A 16,142-nucleotide genomic window follows, 5' to 3' on the forward strand; every position below is an offset into this window, starting at 1 on the left:
ATTCGTATGGAAATGCCACATCGTGTGGCCTGCTGGCAGGGCTGTCGCGACGGCCGCTGCGCGCGCGCAGCAGTACGTCTTCGCTGCCAGCTCCGCGTGCTGGCATGGATCAACATTCACGCGATGCGCAAACCGCTCAGCCAGCGAAGGCCAACGCGACTTCGGTTGATTGCGCCGATGTACTCGCTCGCTTGAAAGCAACATTTGGCAGCTCTGCCCACAGGGCTCCTTCCGATACAAGCGTTTTCATGAAGAGTCATCGACTTGGCTTTGCACAAGACAAGAAGACACTCGAGACCGTGTTCGAAGGCGACGAAATGGGGATTAGCGGCGTGTGCGCTGGATTATCCGCTTTTTGGATGATTTTGCATTGTGCCGTGCCCGATGGCAGCGTGGAAACGAGACTGCGCACGCTAGGGTCGTTCGATGGCTTGCACCACGCCCTCGCCTACAAAAAATGTTATGCGCTGAGCCTCAAGGAGCGGTGGGACCGTAGCGTTGTCATCAGCAAATCATTGGACTCCAAGGCGAGAACTGAGGCCGATGAGATTTATGGCATAACCAGGGACAGGCAGGTGACCAAAAGCACGTCGTCTGCGGCGAAAATGGCCGACGCAATGGCGCGCGTCGATGGCTACGCCAGCATAGTGTACAAACACTATGATAAGGACGCGAAGCCGATCGGGCATGAAATGGGCATGCACCGAAATCCCGAAGACGGCATGATCACATTCTTCGATCCTAACTTTGGCGAGTTTAGATTCAGATCTGACGAAGCTGCCCAGTTCCTGCGAGCGTTGCGAGAGAGACACGAAACGAGCAGTAAAGTGGAATTCAACTGGTTATTGACAAAGGTTCGACCGAACATCGTCGGCAAACATACGCCAGTTGACCTTTTGGTCGACGTCGTGAAGGCGGATCATGCCAGCTCGTCACGTACCCAGGAAAACTCTGGATCAATCGAGGGTCAAGGGGAAACCCAGTAATCTCGCCAGAGGGCTTGTCACGTTCGATATGGCAGCGCGGTCTGATACCGTTTTTGGCTAAGCCTACCGCGCTGCCAATGATCATGGCTTCGTCAGGATGACTACTCGGGCGGCGCGGCCTCAAGCTCCAATGATGTGGTGAAGCCTCCGGATGCATCCACTGAGTGGGTCGTCTTTGCGATTAACCAGCGCCGTGTGTCTATCTCAGGTTTGAATCCGCTGACCGTCACGCTCTGCTCTGGAAATAAGCCCGCCCGCCCGATTGCCAGAGTGTAGTCAAACTTGGCCGTGCCGCGCCTCACGCGTTCGAGTTCTGCATGGGCATGCTGCCGCGCTGTCGACTCGTCTGCGTACGACTCGCGCATGCTTTTTGCGTTGTCGTCCGTGCCGACCAACACCGACTGCCGCCGCGCCTTGCCTTTGTCGACCCAATACGCACGCACGCCGGTGTATGCATCACGGTCGGCCACCGAGTAGCGGTGTTGGTCGCCTTCGCGACGCGTCAGCGTGACGCTGGGCAGCGGTTTGCCGCTGGTCGTGGTGCCGGCGCCGATCGGTGCAAACAGTAGCGAGCCAGCTTTGACCGTCGCTACCGCATCGAATCTTTGCCCCAGCCGTGTGAGCAGATTAATGTCACTCTCGTTGGCCTGGTCGAGGTGCGGCAGCTTTGTACGCGCCAGCGCCTCGGCGATACGTGGCGTCAGGGCATGTTCCCCAGCCAACGCGTTGAGCACGGCGCCCAGTGTCGTGTCGTGCCAGCTGCGCTCTCGGCGTATACGCATGTCGGCGGTGAGATCTGCACTGCGCGCACGCACGGTGATGATGTCCGGTGCGCCGCTGTATTCCACCTCGTCCACGACGAAGGTGCCTTTGTCGACCAGGCCGGTAGCTTTCCAGCCCATCGCAACAGACAGGCGCACGCCGCGCTTGGGCAGTGCCATCTTGCCGTCGTGGTCATGGATGCGCAGATCCAGCTGATCGGCTTCACCGCCACGGCATTCGGTGAGAGTGAGATCGAGCAGACGCGGTGCGATGCGCTCAGTGAGGTCTATGCCATCAAGCACCACGCGCCACTGCGGAATCGGGTGGCTCATGCGGCGGTCGCCTCCGGCGTGATGTCGTCTGCGCGGCGCAGGCTCAGCTGGAACTCGATCCGTCGCGGGGCGCCGTCCTCGAAGAACAGCGAGGCGGTCTCGTTGATCGATAGCAGCAGATACGGCCCGTAAACCACGCCTGCGCCATCTACCAGCGGTAGCGGCTCACCATCGGCTGCAAGCTGGCGCAGCGTGTCCAGGGACGCGCGGGTGCCGGTGAGTTCGGGAGCAATCAGACCAGATAGGTCGATGCTGTCATCGCCTGGTCCGAGGAACTGGCTGGCCGGCCGCGCGCCTACGCGCTCGCTGGTGGCGTGGCGCCAACTCATCTGCCGCTGCAGCTGCAGGAATGCGGCGCTGTCGAGGGAAAACACGAACGTGCCGTAAGACATCATCATCGGGGTGGATCCTCAGTCGTCGCGCAGGCTGGAGCGGCGGGTGGCCGCCGTGCGCCGCTCGCGCTCTTCAAGTTGGCGGGCGACTTCGCGCGCCAGTGCGTTAGCGTCCATGCCCGGTGCGGCATGGACGTGGATGACGTAGCTGTTGCCGCCTGCAGGCGCGCTGGCGGCGCGCACGGGGGCCGACAGTGGCGCACGGCTGTCGATCGCCGCCACCGGCGCTGTGGCTGTTGCCAAGGCCAGTCCGGCCCCCACCGCCCGCATCCTGTTGCCGAGCGCCGTGACGGCCTGCACAGGCGCGCCCTGGCCGCGCTGCAGGCCCACGGTGAGGCCCTGCATGGTGAAGTCGCCCAGCTGTGCAAAAACGCGCGAGGGGCTGTGGATGCCCAGCAGGCCCTTGAAGCGATGGACCACGCCGCTGCCGATGCTGGCGATCGCATTGTCGGCGTCGCCGAGCTTGGAGCGGATGCCCTGGACAAGGCCGCTGATCATGTCCGCGCCGGCCTCCAGCATGCGGGCCGGCCAGTTGGCCAGCTGCAGGTTGATGCCGGCCCACAGCTGCAGCAGCCCTTGGCGGATGCGATCGCCGTTGCCGGTGAACACGCCCACGATGAGCGACCACGTGCCCTGGACGGTTTGCCACACGCCGCCGAGGATCTGCTTGACCACCGGCAGCACGAACACAAACGCCTGCACCAGCCAGCCGATCGCTTTGACCGCCAGCTGCAGTTGGGTGACCAGCACCGCGCCCAGGATCTGCCCAAAGCCGCGACCGGCGTCAGTTGCACCGTGCAACTGCGCTGTGGTGGCCTCGAACGGCGTCAGCAGCTGCTTGACCCACGCCCAGGCCTGGCCCATCGCCGCCGCCACGGTGTCCCACACCGGCCCCAGCGGCGCGAGTGCGGCCTGCAGCTCGGAGAGCACCGGCGCGGCGACATCGACGATGCCTTGCCAGACGCCGATGGCGAAGGCCTTGATCGGCCCCCAGTACTTCCACACCAGCAGCGCGACCGCCGCAACGGCCGCACCGATCGCCAGCACCGGCAGGCTGACGCCGCCGAGCAGCGGCAGCAGCAGGCGGGCACCATTGGCGAGCATGGGCAGCACGCGGCCGCCGAACGCCAGCCCCTGCCGCAGCAGCGCACCGAAGCCGCCACCGCCCAACAGCAGCGCCACGGCGCCATGGATCTGCGAGAAGGCCATCGCAGCAACGCCGCCGGCCACCAGCAGCCCGCCCAGGATCGTGACCAACATGGCGCCGGCGATCGCGGTCTTGGCGATCGCACCCACCAGCAACGGATTGGCGCGGATCCACGTCGTGACCTGGCCGACCACAGCAGCAGTGCGCTCGGTCAGTTCCTTGAACTGCGGCAGCAGGGTCTGGCCGATCGATTGCGACACCACCACAGCGGTGTTCTTCAGCAGCTGCAGCGAGTTGGCCGAGGTGGCCACCCGCGATGCGTATTCGGCCGACATCGAGCCGCCATAGCGTTGCGCATCGGCCACCTTGGCGAAGTTGCCCTGCAGCAGCTCCAGATTGGTCAGCAGCGGCGCGATCGCACCGATCGACTCGCGGCCGAACAGCTGCGTCATCGTCGCGGCCTGCTCAGCCTTGGGCAGTGCGCGCAGCTTCTGCAGCACCGACATGATTGCCCCGCCTGCGTCCTCCTGCATGACCTGGGCCATGGAGGTGGCCTTGATGCCCAGCTTGTCGAAGGCCTCGCGTTGGCTCTTGGTGGCCGACTCGCCCGAGGCCAGCGTGAGCAGCATGTTCTTGATGCCGGTGGCCGAGACTTCCGACTCGATGCCCATGCCGGCGACGGTGGCGCCCAGCGCGGCCAGTGGCCCGCTCTGCAGGCCGGCGACTTCGCCCAGGGCACCAATGCGGTTCACCACCGCGCTGATCTTATTGACGCTGGCAGGGCCGGTGTTGCCGAGGTAGTTGATCTTGTCGGCCAGCACGACCACCTCCGCCTGGCCCATGCGAAACGCGGTGCGCCAGGTGGCCATGGTCTGGCCGGCTTCCTCGGCGCTGCTGTCGAAGGCCACGCCCATCTTGGCCGCGTCCTCGGCGAAGCGCACCAGCTCCTGACGCGGGATGGCGGCCTGGCCGGCAGCGGCGACGATCTTGGCGATATCGGCTGGCAGCATGGGCAGGCGCATGGAGAGGTTTTCGACATCGCGCCCCATCTGCGCAAACTGCTGCGGCGTCTTGAAGTCCACGACCTTGCGCACGTCGGCCATGGCGGACTCGAACTCCATCGCATCGCTGATCGGCAGCACCGCGGCGCCCAGTGCACGCTTGCCGGCGAACGCCATGCCGGCGCCGTAGGCACTCGCCTGCAGGCCGGCGCTGTGGATCCGGGCGCTGCGACGCTGTGCAGCGTCGATCGCCGCCAAGCGCTGCTGCTGAGCGCGCATCGCGGTATTGGTGCTCTCGATCTCGCTGCGCAAACGGCGCTCATGCGTGACCAGCTCACGCGTGCTGATCCCGGCCGTTTCCAAGCGACCACGCAAGCGCTGCAGGCCGGCCTCCTGCGCACCGTGCGCAGTCTTGAGTTCGCGTGCGGTGCGCACGGCGCGCTCGAATTCGGCATTCATGGCAGCGGTAGGCGTGCCGGCGGCCTTGATCTGTTGGGCAAGCGTGCGCACCGATTGCCGCTGCGCATCGAGCGCGGCCTTGGCGCGCTGCGCCGTGGCCACCTGCTCGCGGTAGGCGCCGATATCGCGGTGCTGGCTGTTGAGCTGACGCAGCGCGTCGCGCTGATTGCGCAGTGCGGTGGCAACGCCACGGCTGCCACTGAGTACACGTTTGAACGGGCCGGTGGCGCGATCGACGGCGGCCAGGATGACCTGCAGGCGCAGGTTGTCAGAGGCCGCCATTTAGGCGGCCTCGGGATTCGGGTGGGGCATCATTCGGCTCCGCTTCGCAGGCGGGCACGCTCGCGCCACGCCGTGAGTTCGTGCAGCGACCAGCTGTCCATTTCAGACGGCGGCCAGTGGAAAATGGCCGCGATGTCGGCCATCGCATCCTCTACGCAGTCGGAAAATCCGTTTCCCTCTGGGCCTTCGGCAAGAAAAAAACCTGCACCTCCTGGCCTACCGCCAGCAGGTCGGCCGGATCCATCGCATTGACGTCGGCGTTGGTCAGCGTGGGCGAAGAAATGCGCGGCAGCAGCGTTGCCAGTGCGGTGACATCCAGCTGCAGCACGTCGGTGAGTTTCAAGCCACGCAGCTCGCCGGCACCGGGCTTGCGCACGTTGATCTGGGTGATAGTCTGCTCGCCGCGCACGATGGGCTGGTCAAGGGGAACGGCTGGGGAAAAGGTCGGGGTCATCGGAAGCTCTCAAGGCTGTGGCCTGGCAGCGCCAGGCCGGAAGGGTCAGGCGCCGATGGCGCGGCGTTGGGCGGCGAGCAGATCCACGCCGTTGACGATCTCGGTCATGTTGACCAGATCGATCTCGATAACGGTGGCGCCGTTGATGGTCAGCTTGTAGTAGCTGGCCGAGGTCTTGACCGAAAACTCCGTGTCATCACCGGACTTGCCAGTGCCCGGATCAATCTCGCTATGGCGGCCGCGCACGACCACTTCTACCGCATCCACCTCGGCAGTGTCGTCGCGTTGATATGCGCCGGCAAAGCGCAGCTGCACGGCATTGTGCGTGGTGGCGCCGTACTGGTTGAGTACACCGCGCATCAGCCCGCCGCACTTCCATTCGAGCTCGATCTTTTCCTGGCCGAAGTCGATATCGACCGGCCCATTCATGCCGCCGCCGCGATATTCCTCCATCTTGCGGGACAGCGTGGGCAGCTTTACTTCGACCACTTGGCCGAGATAGCTCTCACCGTCGTTGAACAGGTTGAGCGCCTTGAGTTTCTTGGGCAACGCCATGGGGTTCTCCGGGAATCAGATCGGTGCGTTACGCGTTGACGCGCTCGGCGAAGTCGGCCAGGTAGCTGGTGGTGATCTTCTGGTACAGCTGCAGGTTCTCCAGCGGCGGCACTGGCGTGTAGTCGTAGTCGATCCGCAGCGCGCCATCGGCGAGCGTGGTGGCGCTGTTGACGGTGCCGTCGTACCAGGCGTTGGCATCGATCAGATAGCCCGACGACTTCAGGTCGCGGAACTTGGCGTTGATCGTTTCTAGCAAGTCTTTGACCAACGAGGGATGCATCGGCTTGTCGACGTAGAACGCCACGCCCTCGGCGATGGTGTCGGCCAGGATTTGCGCGGTGCGCGTGGCCGTCTCGAACGCGAACATGCTGTCCTCGGCGCACGTGCGCGATCCCCAGAAGCGTTGGCCGTTGAAGGTCACCAACGTGGTGATGTCGCCTTCGTTGAGCACGCCGGCATCGGTGGCGGGATCCTGCAGATCCCAATGCACATCTTTCGAGATGCCGGTGACGCCAGCCACGGGCACGTTGGACAGGCTCTTGTGCCAGCCTTGCTCGGTGTCGATCTTGGCGCGTAGGCCGAGCGCACGCGCGGTGGCATACGCGGCGGTCGTGGTGCTGGTGGCAGTGTCGAAGGCCAGGAAGTCCGGCCAGATCAGCATCAGCTCGCGGTCGCCGAACTCAGCGCGGTAGGTGATGGCATCGGCGACGCTCTCGGCAACCGGGCGTGCGTAGGCCATCGCGCGCAGCTTTTTGGCAATCGTCGCCAATGCTTTCGCCACCGGCAGCGCGTCCAGACCCGGCGCGCCCAGGATGCGCGGGCGCACGCCCAGCTGCGCTTGCGCGGCGAGCAGCGCATACAGGCCGGTGTAGCCGCTGGGCTTGGCCTCGCCGATGACATTGCTAGTGGTCTTGGCCGCGTCCTCGTCTTCGGCCACACGCACGACGATGGTCACCGGGTTGGTCTGGTCTGCGATGCCCCGCAGCGTGGCGCGCAAGGTGCCCTTGGTGCCGGCGCTGGCGATCGCACCCAGCACATCGGTGATCAGCACCGCCTTGTTGAGTGGAAAGACCTTCTCATCCGCATCGGAAGCCGTGGCGACCAGGCCGACGACGGCGGTGGAGACGGTGCGGATGGTGCGCGTGCCTGCGCTGACTTCGATGACGCGGACGCCGTGGTGGTAGGCAGTGGACATAGATTCCTCGATCAGGACGAGCGGAAGCGGAGCGGGATGGTCATACGCGAGCGCGCATTGGCGGGGGCAACGTCGGTGCGTTCGCCTTCGATGGTCAGTACGAAGCTGCCAGGTGCGTCACCGAGCACCAGGTCGACGTGGGTCAGGCGCAGGCGAGGTTCCCAGCGCATCAATGCGGTGGCGGTGGCGCCGTAGAGCAGCGTGCGGGTAGCGCCGTTAAACGGCTGGTCGATCAGTTCGGGCAGCAGCGAGCCGAAGTCGCGGCGCTGCTCGCGCGTGCCGATGGGCGTGGTGAGGATGCAGGCGATCGACTGGGCCAGATGCTGCTCGCCATCGATCACACGCCCAGTAGTGGCATCGACGCCGATCACTGCGGTCCACCGCTGAGCGCGCTGCCGGCGGTCACGCCGGTGGTCTTGTGGTTCTTGAGGCTGATCCCGCCGCCGAGCACGTCGGTGTCGACCGTGGCCGTGCCGGTGATGCCGGCGTCGCCGTTGATCTGCGTGTTGCCGTTGACGGTCAGCGGACCGTTGAGGGTGATGCCGCCATCGGCGGTGATCGTGGCGGTGCCGCCGCTGGGCAACGTGGCCTGCAGCGCGTGCGCGTCGGTGTCGTACTGCAGCTGCGCGCCATCGGCAAAGCGCAACACGTGCAGTGTGTCAGAGGCGGCAGGTGCTGCGAATTGGTCGGAGTACAAGCCGCGCAGCACCATGCCGTCGGCCAGGTCACCGGCCGGGGACAGCACCACGACTTGTTCGCCAATTGCCGGCGCCGACCAGATGATGGTGGTGCCGGCCAGCGTGACCACCCAGTGCAGATAATCGGTCAGCATCTCGCCGACCTGCACGCGACATCGCGCGGTGGCGAGATTCACCTCGGCCACAGTGCCGAGGCGAATGGCGTTACTCAGTGCGGAGGATGCGGTGCCCATGCAGCCATGGTCAGCGGCTGCGTGCTGTGGCGCACTCGAATTGATGCGTACAACGCGTACCTACACGGATCGCGGTCGGGTGCATCCAATCAAGCGAAGGCACGCGCCGCACTCTGCGATCCAGTATGCGCTGGACCAAGCGTCAGGCGAAGCCTACTGCTTCGGCGACGAACGAAATGGCAGTGGTAGAAACATAGCCAGTGGCATTGTTGCGGATCCGAATCGTCAGTTTGCCTTCCCCATAGCACTCGTTGCCAGATCCCGACAGCGCTGTGGACGTGATGCTGCAACCGTAGTCACCGGTCATTGCCGAGTAGTTCGCAGCCGAGTTGGAAGATGACCCATTGCGATTGCCACGCAGCCAGGAAACGGCAAAATCTAGCTGCACAGAATAGTTGCTCGCCGGCTGACCGCTAGGTAGCCACGTTCCGGAAGTTGGAGAACCGCTCACCGCTTTACCCGAGAGGCCGAGCCCCCACGTCCCATTGGCCCGAATCGAGAACGAAACGCTTGCCGTCTGGCTACCGCCCTCGGACGTGGCTGCCTGGCTGCCTGCGTAGTAGTGAACCCCGTTGTTGGAGAGCGTATAGACGGCGCTGCCCTTGCTAGCCCAACGGTTGCTGAGATCCGAACCGGCATTGTCGCGGTAGCCGACGTCCGGCGCTCTGCTGCCGAACGCCAATGGCGCATACCGACGGTGCAGATCGTTGCCGTCGCTGGAACGGTAGCCCGACACGCCGCCGATATCCCCTTGCACGTAGAGGTCAAAGACATCGTCGAAGTCGAGTCCCGCACCTGAGCGGTATCCCGTCGCCATGACTAGGCGACCGCTGGCGGCTGCACCGCAGCTGCCTCGTTGTGGAGGCGGTCATAGACGGCCTTCAAATACACGACCACGCCGGCAGCGCTGACATTGGATAAATCCTGGCCGGTTACAGGATCGACGAGATCGGTGGCGAACGTGCGGGTCGCAATCGCATCTGAGGTGGTGGTGAGCGGCTCCCGGCCGTCCAGCATCTTGTTCACAGCACCATCCAGCAGCAGGAACTCCATGCCTTGGAAAACGACGTTTGCCACACCGGTCAGCGGGTCGTAGAAGAAATGGGACTCCACCGCGATGCGCTCAACGTCAACGCCTGGTGCGAGTGTGCGAATTCGAGAATTGGTCATGGGTCAGCCTATGGATCAGTGGATGGGTCGGAGGTCAGCGAGGTCTGCCTGCAGCCGCCGAACGGCGGTGGACAGTTGCTTGATGGCATTGAATGCGACCGGCAGGAGCTGATCGATGTGGACCGATGGCACCAGCTCACCGTCAAAGCTCACGCCGTGTGCGTCCACTGTCTCGGGCATGAGTTCCAGCAGCTGCTCTGCATCGAAGAACAGGCGCATCCGTCCATCCGGGTTGTACTGTTCCTTGTAGCGCCCCAGCAGCGTGGTGACTTGTTCCACCTCGGCCAGGCCATAAGGCAACGCGCCAATGATGTTTTTGAGCTTGCGAGACGAGCCGAAGTCAAAACCGCCCACTGCAGAAAGCGCGCCAGACGTGGTCAGCCCCATGCGCTGCTGCAACGCCCCATTGTTCGTCGCCATGCCGATACGGAGATGACCGTTCTCGCTCCAAAAGCCGATGTTGTAGGCACCATCAATCAGGCCGAAACCGCCCCCGAAGCTGCCTGAGCTCAGGTAAGCAAAACTGTTTATGCCATTGCCTGGTTGGCTCACAGTTGGGCGCAATAGCAGGCTGCCTGCCGTGTTTAGTACTGCTTCTGCCGTGGCGTTGAACGCGCCATTGGGACGAAGATAGACGCTTGCGCCGCCCTCAGCTCCGAGGACAGTCACATTGCTCTTGCTGATGAAATAGCCCGATGCAGAGCTAAAGCTATCTGCATGCACGGATCCGCCAAACGAGCCTGCACCCGTGACGGCGACCTGCGTAGTTTCGAGGTAGAGCGGGTTAGCGCCGGTCCGAATGCGACCGGCAACCCAAGCGTTGTTCGCCGTATTGACGAAATCTACTACTGGCGTGCCATTGCCATAGTCGCGCATGAGCACGCGCCCGGCGCCTGAAATGACGGCATCAAATGCGCCCTGTGCGCCGCCGCTGATGTTGATCCCCAGACGCGTGACGGTGAGCTGTCCGGTCATCGTGTCCCCTGACTTGGCCACGTAGTTGGTGTGTGAGTGGTCCGCAGGTGTGAAGGTTTGCGGCTTGTTGCCGACTTGGTCCCACGATGGCCACTTAGTCGCTGTGGTAGGGACGCCAGTCAGATTTTCCCACGCGCGGTAGTAAACGCCGTGCTGCCCGTCGAGCTTGTCAGCATCCAAATTGTTGCCGGCACCTTCGTCCTTCAGGGCTGCGCCCTTCAGTTCGAGTGCGGTGCGCAGCAGCGCAGCGCTTGTCAGGCCGAGCAGTCCTCGAATGAACGCGGATGGAGCGCCGGCACCCAGGCGAGCGTCCAAGATCTTCTTCAACAGCCATGCGGTAATGACGCGGATCTTGTCGTTGCCTGCAGCGGCTTCTTCTTCAGTCGCTAGCTCGACGATCCCGGCCACGTCGGTCGTGGCGGCCGGGTCGGTGAAGTTGGTGCCGCCGAACATGATTTGCTGTACGTCGATGTCAGCAAACACCGCATCGAGAGCGAGCAGCATCATGGCTGCGGCGGCCTTGCCCAGTAGAAGCGTCGGCTGGCTATAGACGGCGAACAGTGTGCCGTTGGACAGGTACAGGCCGAACCCGTAACAGTCATAGACGGCATCGGACTCATCGCGGATGGACACGTGGATGGTGTCGTCAGCGGTAATGGTCCCGCCAACTGCTGCTACACGCATGATTTCGCCGGGTAACGCGGTCAACGCGGCTGAGGCGCTAAACGGCGCGTTTGCGATGCCAACATGGCTGATCAGCACCGCATTGGTGCCGGTGTTCGGTGCATTGACCAGCGCGGCACGGCCAGCGGTGGTGACTTGGAGTTTGAGACCGGGCATGTCGGTGTCCAGTTACTGGGCGTCCATCAGCAACCGTCGGTAGACGGCTGGCCGCGCAACGGCCAGCATGCCGATGCGGGCTTCTGCTTGGAATCCCTGGGTGAAAGTGAAGTGGGAGCGGACAGGCTTGGTGCGCTCGACTTCGGCAATGACTTCATTGACGAAGCGCGACGTCGCGGTCTGGCCATCGGTGCCGGTCAGCGTCAGCGTAAGCTCGAAGGTGTGCGGCTGGCCGCGTGGCTCGGTCTGCCACCACTCGCGGATGGCCACCGCGCCGCCGAACGACTCGACGACCATGCGCACGCTGTTGGCTGTGCCTTTGCGGCGTTGGATCGCCATGGCGCTACGCAGACGTGAGCGTTTAACCGCATCGCTCCAGTCGGCCTTCCAATCATCTACCGATAGCGTCCAGGCCAGCCACGGCAGATGGCCGGCCGGGCATGTGTCTGGGTTCCAGAGGTCCGGGTACGGCAGCGGGATGGCTCCCAGGCGCTCGGTGACGGCGGCCAGGGCGCGCTCCATCGGCGTGGCGTTGGGTGGCAGCGGGGAGTTACTCATCGATGCCGGCGTGCACGATGTCGATCGCGGTGCAGTACGCAGCCTGCGTGCGGCTGATCCGAATGTCGGCTGCAGGCGCGTCCAACTCAACACGCTGCACGCCGTCTGCGAACAACTTGGCCTTGATCGCTGACTCCGGCACGTCGCGACCGATGCGATGTGCCTCATCCAGATACGCCTGCAGGCTGCGCAACGCCTCGCGCATGACGACCGCCGAGTCGGGGCCGGCGTAGGTGTAGACACGCCCACGAATGGCATACGGGACGATCTGGGCGCTCAGGACCGTGACACTGTCGGTCAGCGGGCGCACGTCGTCGTTGGTGAGGATCGCCGCGACCTGGTCCAGCAATGACTGGGGAGCCGTGCCATCGCCGGTGCGCGATTGCACGGTGACCAGCACATGCCCGGGTGCGGGGCTGGTGGCACTGGCGTCCATGACATCGGCTGCCGCGCTGAGTGCGTGATAGATGTAGGCGCCCTCCGGGCCGGCAACGCTGAAACCCTCCGGCGCGAGCTGGATGCGGCGGCGGAAGTCCACGTCTGACTCGTAGGTCGGCGCAACGCCCGTTTCCTGTTGCCCCGGATCTAGCACCAGGCGCGCCACTCCGAATAGAGCGCCCAGGTGATCGAGGTTGGTGCCGGTGGCGAAGGCCAGCATCGTCTGCTGCGCCTTATCGTTGGCGCGCTGGCGGATCAGCAACTCGCGGGCTGCGAATAGCTGCAGGAGCTTGTAGACCGGGTCAGCTTCCGTGAGCGCTGAAAATTCCGGTAACAGTCGACGAAACTGGGCAAGTGCCTCAGCGAAGATCGTCTCGAAGTCCAGCGCCTCGATCAGGTCTGGTGCTTGAAGCCTTGATAGATCTACTGCAGTAAAAGAGGCCATCTCAATGCTCAGGGTTCTATAAAGTATGATCAGGCGTCGTGATCCGCTCGTGCTAGCGGGACGGCGTGTACGCCAGCGTTATACTTGCGACGATTGTCACTCTTATTTGGGGGAGAGATGGAGATTAAATCTGGTGATGTCGAAAATGCAGTTCAGCAGCTGGAAAAGACTTTGCCTCAGGTAGGTGATGTCTTGGTAGGCAAACTAATAACCAAATCTGCACGCATTAAAGGCCTTCTAAATAAGAATTCGACTAAGCCGGTCAGCATGAAGAGAGGTGGCTTTTCTGCATACTCCCTGCCCGAAAGCCTTTATATTCGAGTCGTAAGATTTTATAGTCCTGATCCAGAGGCGTTAGTTAAGTCTTTAGTTGTTAAAGCGATTGGAGTTGACGGTGCTCTATCAGAGCGACGCAAACTGTATCGCAGCTCCGGCTCTACTTATGCGCATGCATTTTTAGATCAGTTTTGCAGTGGTTTCGAGGTGGAGATAATTGGCTCGAAATCACTGTTGACTATTGTTAAAATTGAGGCAACCGGATATTCGTTAAAACAACTCGAGTCTGCGGCTGAGGACTTGCGCACTGGCCTGAAAATCAGAGACGGTCTTGACGAGTATGTCACCACTTTAAAGTCAAACATTGAAGAGTCAGAGGCCGCCAGAGATGCGATAAATGGAGAGGTGGAGGCGGCTGAATCAGAAAAGGCTAATCTTATTAATGAAGTTGATAGACACGGCTCTCAGCTAACGAAGCTCAAGGAAACGGCAATCTTGCTTGCTTCAGAGTTGGAAAAGGTTCGAGAAGAAGCGAGGATAGCTCAAAATACAAAGCAACAAGTCGAAAGCGAGCTTACTCAGCTGAACGCCAAAGTTGGCGAAACCAGGCATGAGTTAAAAGACCTTATTAAGGATCGCCGTCTAATATCGGATGAGTATTCTGATTTTGTGCTGGAAGGAAGGAAGCAGTCGTGGTGGTATGCTGGACTTTCAATAGTTCCATTGTGTGGGGCGATCACGGCGCTGGGCTTTCTTCTTACTGCCGGCTGGAATTTTGCAAAGATTGCTGCAGCCACTCCAATTCAAGCCTACTCTAACCTCTTGCAGCGTGCGCCATATACAATTGCGACCGTTATTGCCTTCACTCTGATGGTGAAAATATCGCATATTTTACTTAGTAAGTTGATCGAAATACACGGCGAGCGACTAGCTCTGGCGAAATTGCTGGTGGTCGCCAGGGACACTACCTATGCAAGCGCGGAAGATTTAGATATGGATGAGGATGAAATATTCAAAGAGCGCATGATCTTGAAGATGCAACTGCTCAAAGATCATCTGGGCATGGAAGATAAGAGTAAGAATGCTTTAAATTCACTTATCACTGAGCACCCAGCTACTTCTCCCAAAGAGGTCGTGGAAGCGTCCGGGGCTTCAATGTCCGGGACTCGAAAAATATAAGATATGACTCAGGAGGGATCTGCTTATCAGCTGACGATCTTCTCGTGTTAAGCCTAAGATTTCACGCTTGCTAAAGCGTGTCCTGGGGCCATTAGGGCGCACCCTCTCCGTAAGGCCCTCTTGATGCACGCGAGCGATACGAGAAACGCGCCCTACAAATCCCACACTCACAGCATTAGGACTGGCGCTGACCTTGAGAAACCTCGCTTGCCGCAGCTTGGCAAACATCTTGGTGCGTTTGACCCGGCCGGACTTCTGCCGCAGCTGCTGCTTGCGCGGGGCGTACTGCGAACCGTCAGGCGCCTGCTGTTTACCGATGCGCTGGCTTTGCGAGCGCCGTAGTTCCGTTCCTATCTTGCGCGCTAGCGTTCGGCGTTCGCCCGGCTGCAGGCGCGCCAGTAATGGCGCGGCCCAGTTCTCCAGTGCGGTCAGCTCATCCATGTCGGATCGATCACCGGCTCGGGCGCATGGGTCATGTCATAACCGCCGCCGGCTTTTGCTGTGACCACCACGCGCTCGGTCAGCGGCAACTTGATCGACAGGTCCACCGCGTCGTTGGCGAGGATGTCGGCCTCGAAGGTGATGTCGCCACGGCGCGCCGTATTGGAGAGCAGCTCGGACTGATTGGCCTGCACCCATTCCAGCAGCGGCAGCATCACGCTGTTGGGATGGCCGGCGTAGTCGGTCAGGATCAGGTTGAGCGTGTACTGGTATTCGAACGACAGCCCCGGCTGGTACGTGCTGACCAGGCTGCCGGCGTCGATAAACACCAGCAGCCGGTCGGCATCACGTGCCAGGTCTGGCAGCGCCTCGACCAGATGCGCGCGCAGGCTGGCGGGCTTGATCATGGCGCCGGCTCCGGCAGATGCAAGTCGATCCAGTCCTGCAGCGCGCTCAGCTGCGCGGCGGTGGCGTGGCAGCTGGTGTAGTTGTCGGCGACGGTACCGGCAATGCCAGAGAGCGTAATGCCGGGGGCCGGCGCATCAGGATCTGCGGTGGGCGGCCCGGCAGGGTTGCCCGTGGCGGCGGCGTCGTGCAGCCGCACAAAGCCAGCAGGGATAGCGCAAGCAGCATCGGCTTTCTGGGTGACATAGATCGGGATCTCGCGGGTGATGGTGGCGCCGGCTTCGCGCACGATCTGCACGCGGTCGACGTACTGCGTCACGACAGTGGTGGAGCCTTTGGCGCTGTCGCGTTCCGCCTCGGCCCGACGCTTGGCCTGCAGCGCGGTATCGCGGTCTTGCTGCGCTGCGCTGACACGCTGCTCTTGCCACACGCAGCCACCGACGAGCACTGCAATCAGCGCCAGCAAGACGATCAAGCGCGTGACCATCAGGGCACACCCAGGATCTGCAGGGCGCGCTGCGTCCGCGTGACGCGATCGCTGTGGCCTTCGGGCAGGCGCTTTGCTCGCACGTTGCCCAGGTTGATCTTCCTGTCGACTCCCCGTAAAATTGATCCATCCATAGTTAGAGGTCTCCGGCACACTAGCCACCAAGGAGACCAACGATGCGCAAGAGCAAGTTCACCGAGAGCCAGATTGTCGCCACGCTGAAGCAGGTGGAGGGCGGCCGCCAGGTCAAGGATGTGTGCCGTGAGCTGGGTATTTCCGACGCCACGTACTACGTCTGGAAGTCCAAGTACGGTGGCATGGAGGCCGCTGATGTGCAGCGCCTTCGCGACCTGGAGACCGAGCACAGCAAGCTCAAACGCATGTATGCCGAGCTCGCGATGGAAAACCATGCACTGAAGGATGTCATCGCAA

General features: G+C 62.2%; 20 protein-coding genes and 1 pseudogene. 3 read left to right on the forward strand and 18 right to left on the reverse strand.

Going from position 1 to position 16,142, the window contains the following annotated elements; all coding sequences use genetic code 11:
• The first annotated feature begins 104 nt into the window (after nt 1-104).
• On the forward strand, nt 105-986 hold the full coding sequence (locus NX05_RS21200; RefSeq protein WP_230597878.1) for a YopT-type cysteine protease domain-containing protein: 882 nt from the start codon (nt 105-107) through the stop codon (nt 984-986).
• A 101-nt stretch (nt 987-1,087) separates the two neighbouring features.
• Here NX05_RS21200 and NX05_RS21205 read toward each other — a convergent pair whose 3' ends face one another.
• The 14 genes from NX05_RS21205 to NX05_RS21265 all read right to left on the reverse strand — a co-directional run bounded on the left by NX05_RS21205 (nt 1,088) and on the right by NX05_RS21265 (nt 12,922).
• Entirely contained in the window at nt 1,088-2,080 is a 993-nt protein-coding gene (locus tag NX05_RS21205) for a phage late control D family protein (protein ID WP_039436046.1), read from the reverse strand.
• The gene (locus NX05_RS21210; RefSeq protein WP_039436044.1) at nt 2,077-2,478 is read right to left on the reverse strand and encodes a phage tail protein; all 402 of its coding nucleotides are present in this window, start codon (nt 2,476-2,478) and stop codon (nt 2,077-2,079) included. Before NX05_RS21210 ends, NX05_RS21205 begins: the two co-directional genes overlap by 4 nt.
• A gap of 12 nt (nt 2,479-2,490) precedes the next feature.
• Complete coding sequence (locus NX05_RS21215; RefSeq protein WP_039436043.1) at nt 2,491-5,361, reverse strand: phage tail tape measure protein; 2,871 nt, start codon at nt 5,359-5,361, stop codon at nt 2,491-2,493.
• Nucleotides 5,362-5,390: 29 nt separating this feature from the next.
• Nucleotides 5,391-5,504, reverse strand: a complete 114-nt coding sequence (locus tag NX05_RS23400; RefSeq protein WP_039436041.1) for a GpE family phage tail protein — start codon at nt 5,502-5,504, stop codon at nt 5,391-5,393.
• An 8-nt stretch (nt 5,505-5,512) separates the two neighbouring features.
• A complete protein-coding gene (locus NX05_RS21220; protein ID WP_039436039.1) occupies nt 5,513-5,815 on the reverse strand; it encodes a phage tail assembly protein in 303 nt (100 codons plus the stop codon).
• Nucleotides 5,816-5,860: 45 nt separating this feature from the next.
• Nucleotides 5,861-6,370, reverse strand: a complete 510-nt coding sequence (locus tag NX05_RS21225; RefSeq protein WP_039436037.1) for a phage major tail tube protein — start codon at nt 6,368-6,370, stop codon at nt 5,861-5,863.
• Nucleotides 6,371-6,398: 28 nt separating this feature from the next.
• Nucleotides 6,399-7,565, reverse strand: a complete 1,167-nt coding sequence (locus NX05_RS21230) for a phage tail sheath protein (protein WP_039436034.1) — start codon at nt 7,563-7,565, stop codon at nt 6,399-6,401.
• A gap of 11 nt (nt 7,566-7,576) precedes the next feature.
• Nucleotides 7,577-7,936 (reverse strand): GPW/gp25 family protein, encoded by a 360-nt coding sequence (locus NX05_RS21235; RefSeq protein WP_017122785.1) that lies wholly within the window; start codon nt 7,934-7,936, stop codon nt 7,577-7,579.
• The gene (locus NX05_RS21240; RefSeq protein WP_039436033.1) at nt 7,933-8,496 is read right to left on the reverse strand and encodes a phage baseplate assembly protein V; all 564 of its coding nucleotides are present in this window, start codon (nt 8,494-8,496) and stop codon (nt 7,933-7,935) included. Before NX05_RS21240 ends, NX05_RS21235 begins: the two co-directional genes overlap by 4 nt.
• A gap of 142 nt (nt 8,497-8,638) precedes the next feature.
• Complete coding sequence (locus NX05_RS21245; protein WP_039436032.1) at nt 8,639-9,313, reverse strand: hypothetical protein; 675 nt, start codon at nt 9,311-9,313, stop codon at nt 8,639-8,641.
• Nucleotides 9,314-9,315: 2 nt separating this feature from the next.
• A complete protein-coding gene (locus NX05_RS21250; protein ID WP_039436031.1) occupies nt 9,316-9,609 on the reverse strand; it encodes a hypothetical protein in 294 nt (97 codons plus the stop codon).
• Nucleotides 9,610-9,681: 72 nt separating this feature from the next.
• Entirely contained in the window at nt 9,682-11,481 is a 1,800-nt protein-coding gene (locus NX05_RS21255) for a hypothetical protein (RefSeq protein ID WP_039436029.1), read from the reverse strand.
• 12 nt (nt 11,482-11,493) lie between these two features.
• Nucleotides 11,494-12,039 carry a phage tail protein I gene (locus NX05_RS21260; protein ID WP_039436027.1) on the reverse strand — a complete coding sequence of 182 codons (546 nt, stop codon included), beginning with the start codon at nt 12,037-12,039 and terminating at the stop codon, nt 11,494-11,496.
• A complete protein-coding gene (locus NX05_RS21265; protein ID WP_039436025.1) occupies nt 12,032-12,922 on the reverse strand; it encodes a baseplate assembly protein in 891 nt (296 codons plus the stop codon). The genes NX05_RS21260 and NX05_RS21265 overlap by 8 nt, the downstream gene beginning before the upstream one ends.
• A gap of 117 nt (nt 12,923-13,039) precedes the next feature.
• On the opposite strand from NX05_RS21265, the gene NX05_RS21270 reads away from it, so the two are divergent.
• A complete protein-coding gene (locus NX05_RS21270) occupies nt 13,040-14,377 on the forward strand; it encodes a hypothetical protein (protein WP_126922560.1) in 1,338 nt (445 codons plus the stop codon).
• Here NX05_RS21270 and NX05_RS23405 read toward each other — a convergent pair.
• The 4 genes and pseudogenes from NX05_RS23405 to NX05_RS24075 form a co-directional block, all read right to left on the reverse strand.
• Nucleotides 14,351-14,818, reverse strand: a complete 468-nt coding sequence (locus tag NX05_RS23405) for a phage virion morphogenesis protein (RefSeq protein WP_080991481.1) — start codon at nt 14,816-14,818, stop codon at nt 14,351-14,353. The two genes, NX05_RS21270 and NX05_RS23405, sit on opposite strands and share 27 nt — an antisense overlap.
• Nucleotides 14,806-15,225, reverse strand: coding sequence for a phage tail protein (locus NX05_RS21275; protein WP_039436017.1), 420 nt, complete (start codon nt 15,223-15,225; stop codon nt 14,806-14,808). Before NX05_RS21275 ends, NX05_RS23405 begins: the two co-directional genes overlap by 13 nt.
• Nucleotides 15,222-15,710, reverse strand: coding sequence for a hypothetical protein (locus tag NX05_RS21280; RefSeq protein ID WP_053012921.1), 489 nt, complete (start codon nt 15,708-15,710; stop codon nt 15,222-15,224). The genes NX05_RS21275 and NX05_RS21280 overlap by 4 nt, the downstream gene beginning before the upstream one ends.
• Nucleotides 15,710-15,823: pseudogene (locus tag NX05_RS24075) on the reverse strand (glycoside hydrolase family 19 protein); the annotation flags it as partial. The gene NX05_RS21280 and the pseudogene NX05_RS24075, both read right to left, overlap by 1 nt.
• 63 nt (nt 15,824-15,886) lie before the next feature.
• On the opposite strand from NX05_RS24075, the gene NX05_RS21285 reads away from it, so the two are divergent.
• The coding region (locus NX05_RS21285) for a transposase (protein ID WP_043088092.1) at nt 15,887-16,142 on the forward strand (256 nt) is incomplete at its 3' end.

The sequence above is a fragment of the Xanthomonas vasicola genome, assembly GCF_000772705.2.
GTDB lineage: Bacteria > Pseudomonadota > Gammaproteobacteria > Xanthomonadales > Xanthomonadaceae > Xanthomonas > Xanthomonas vasicola.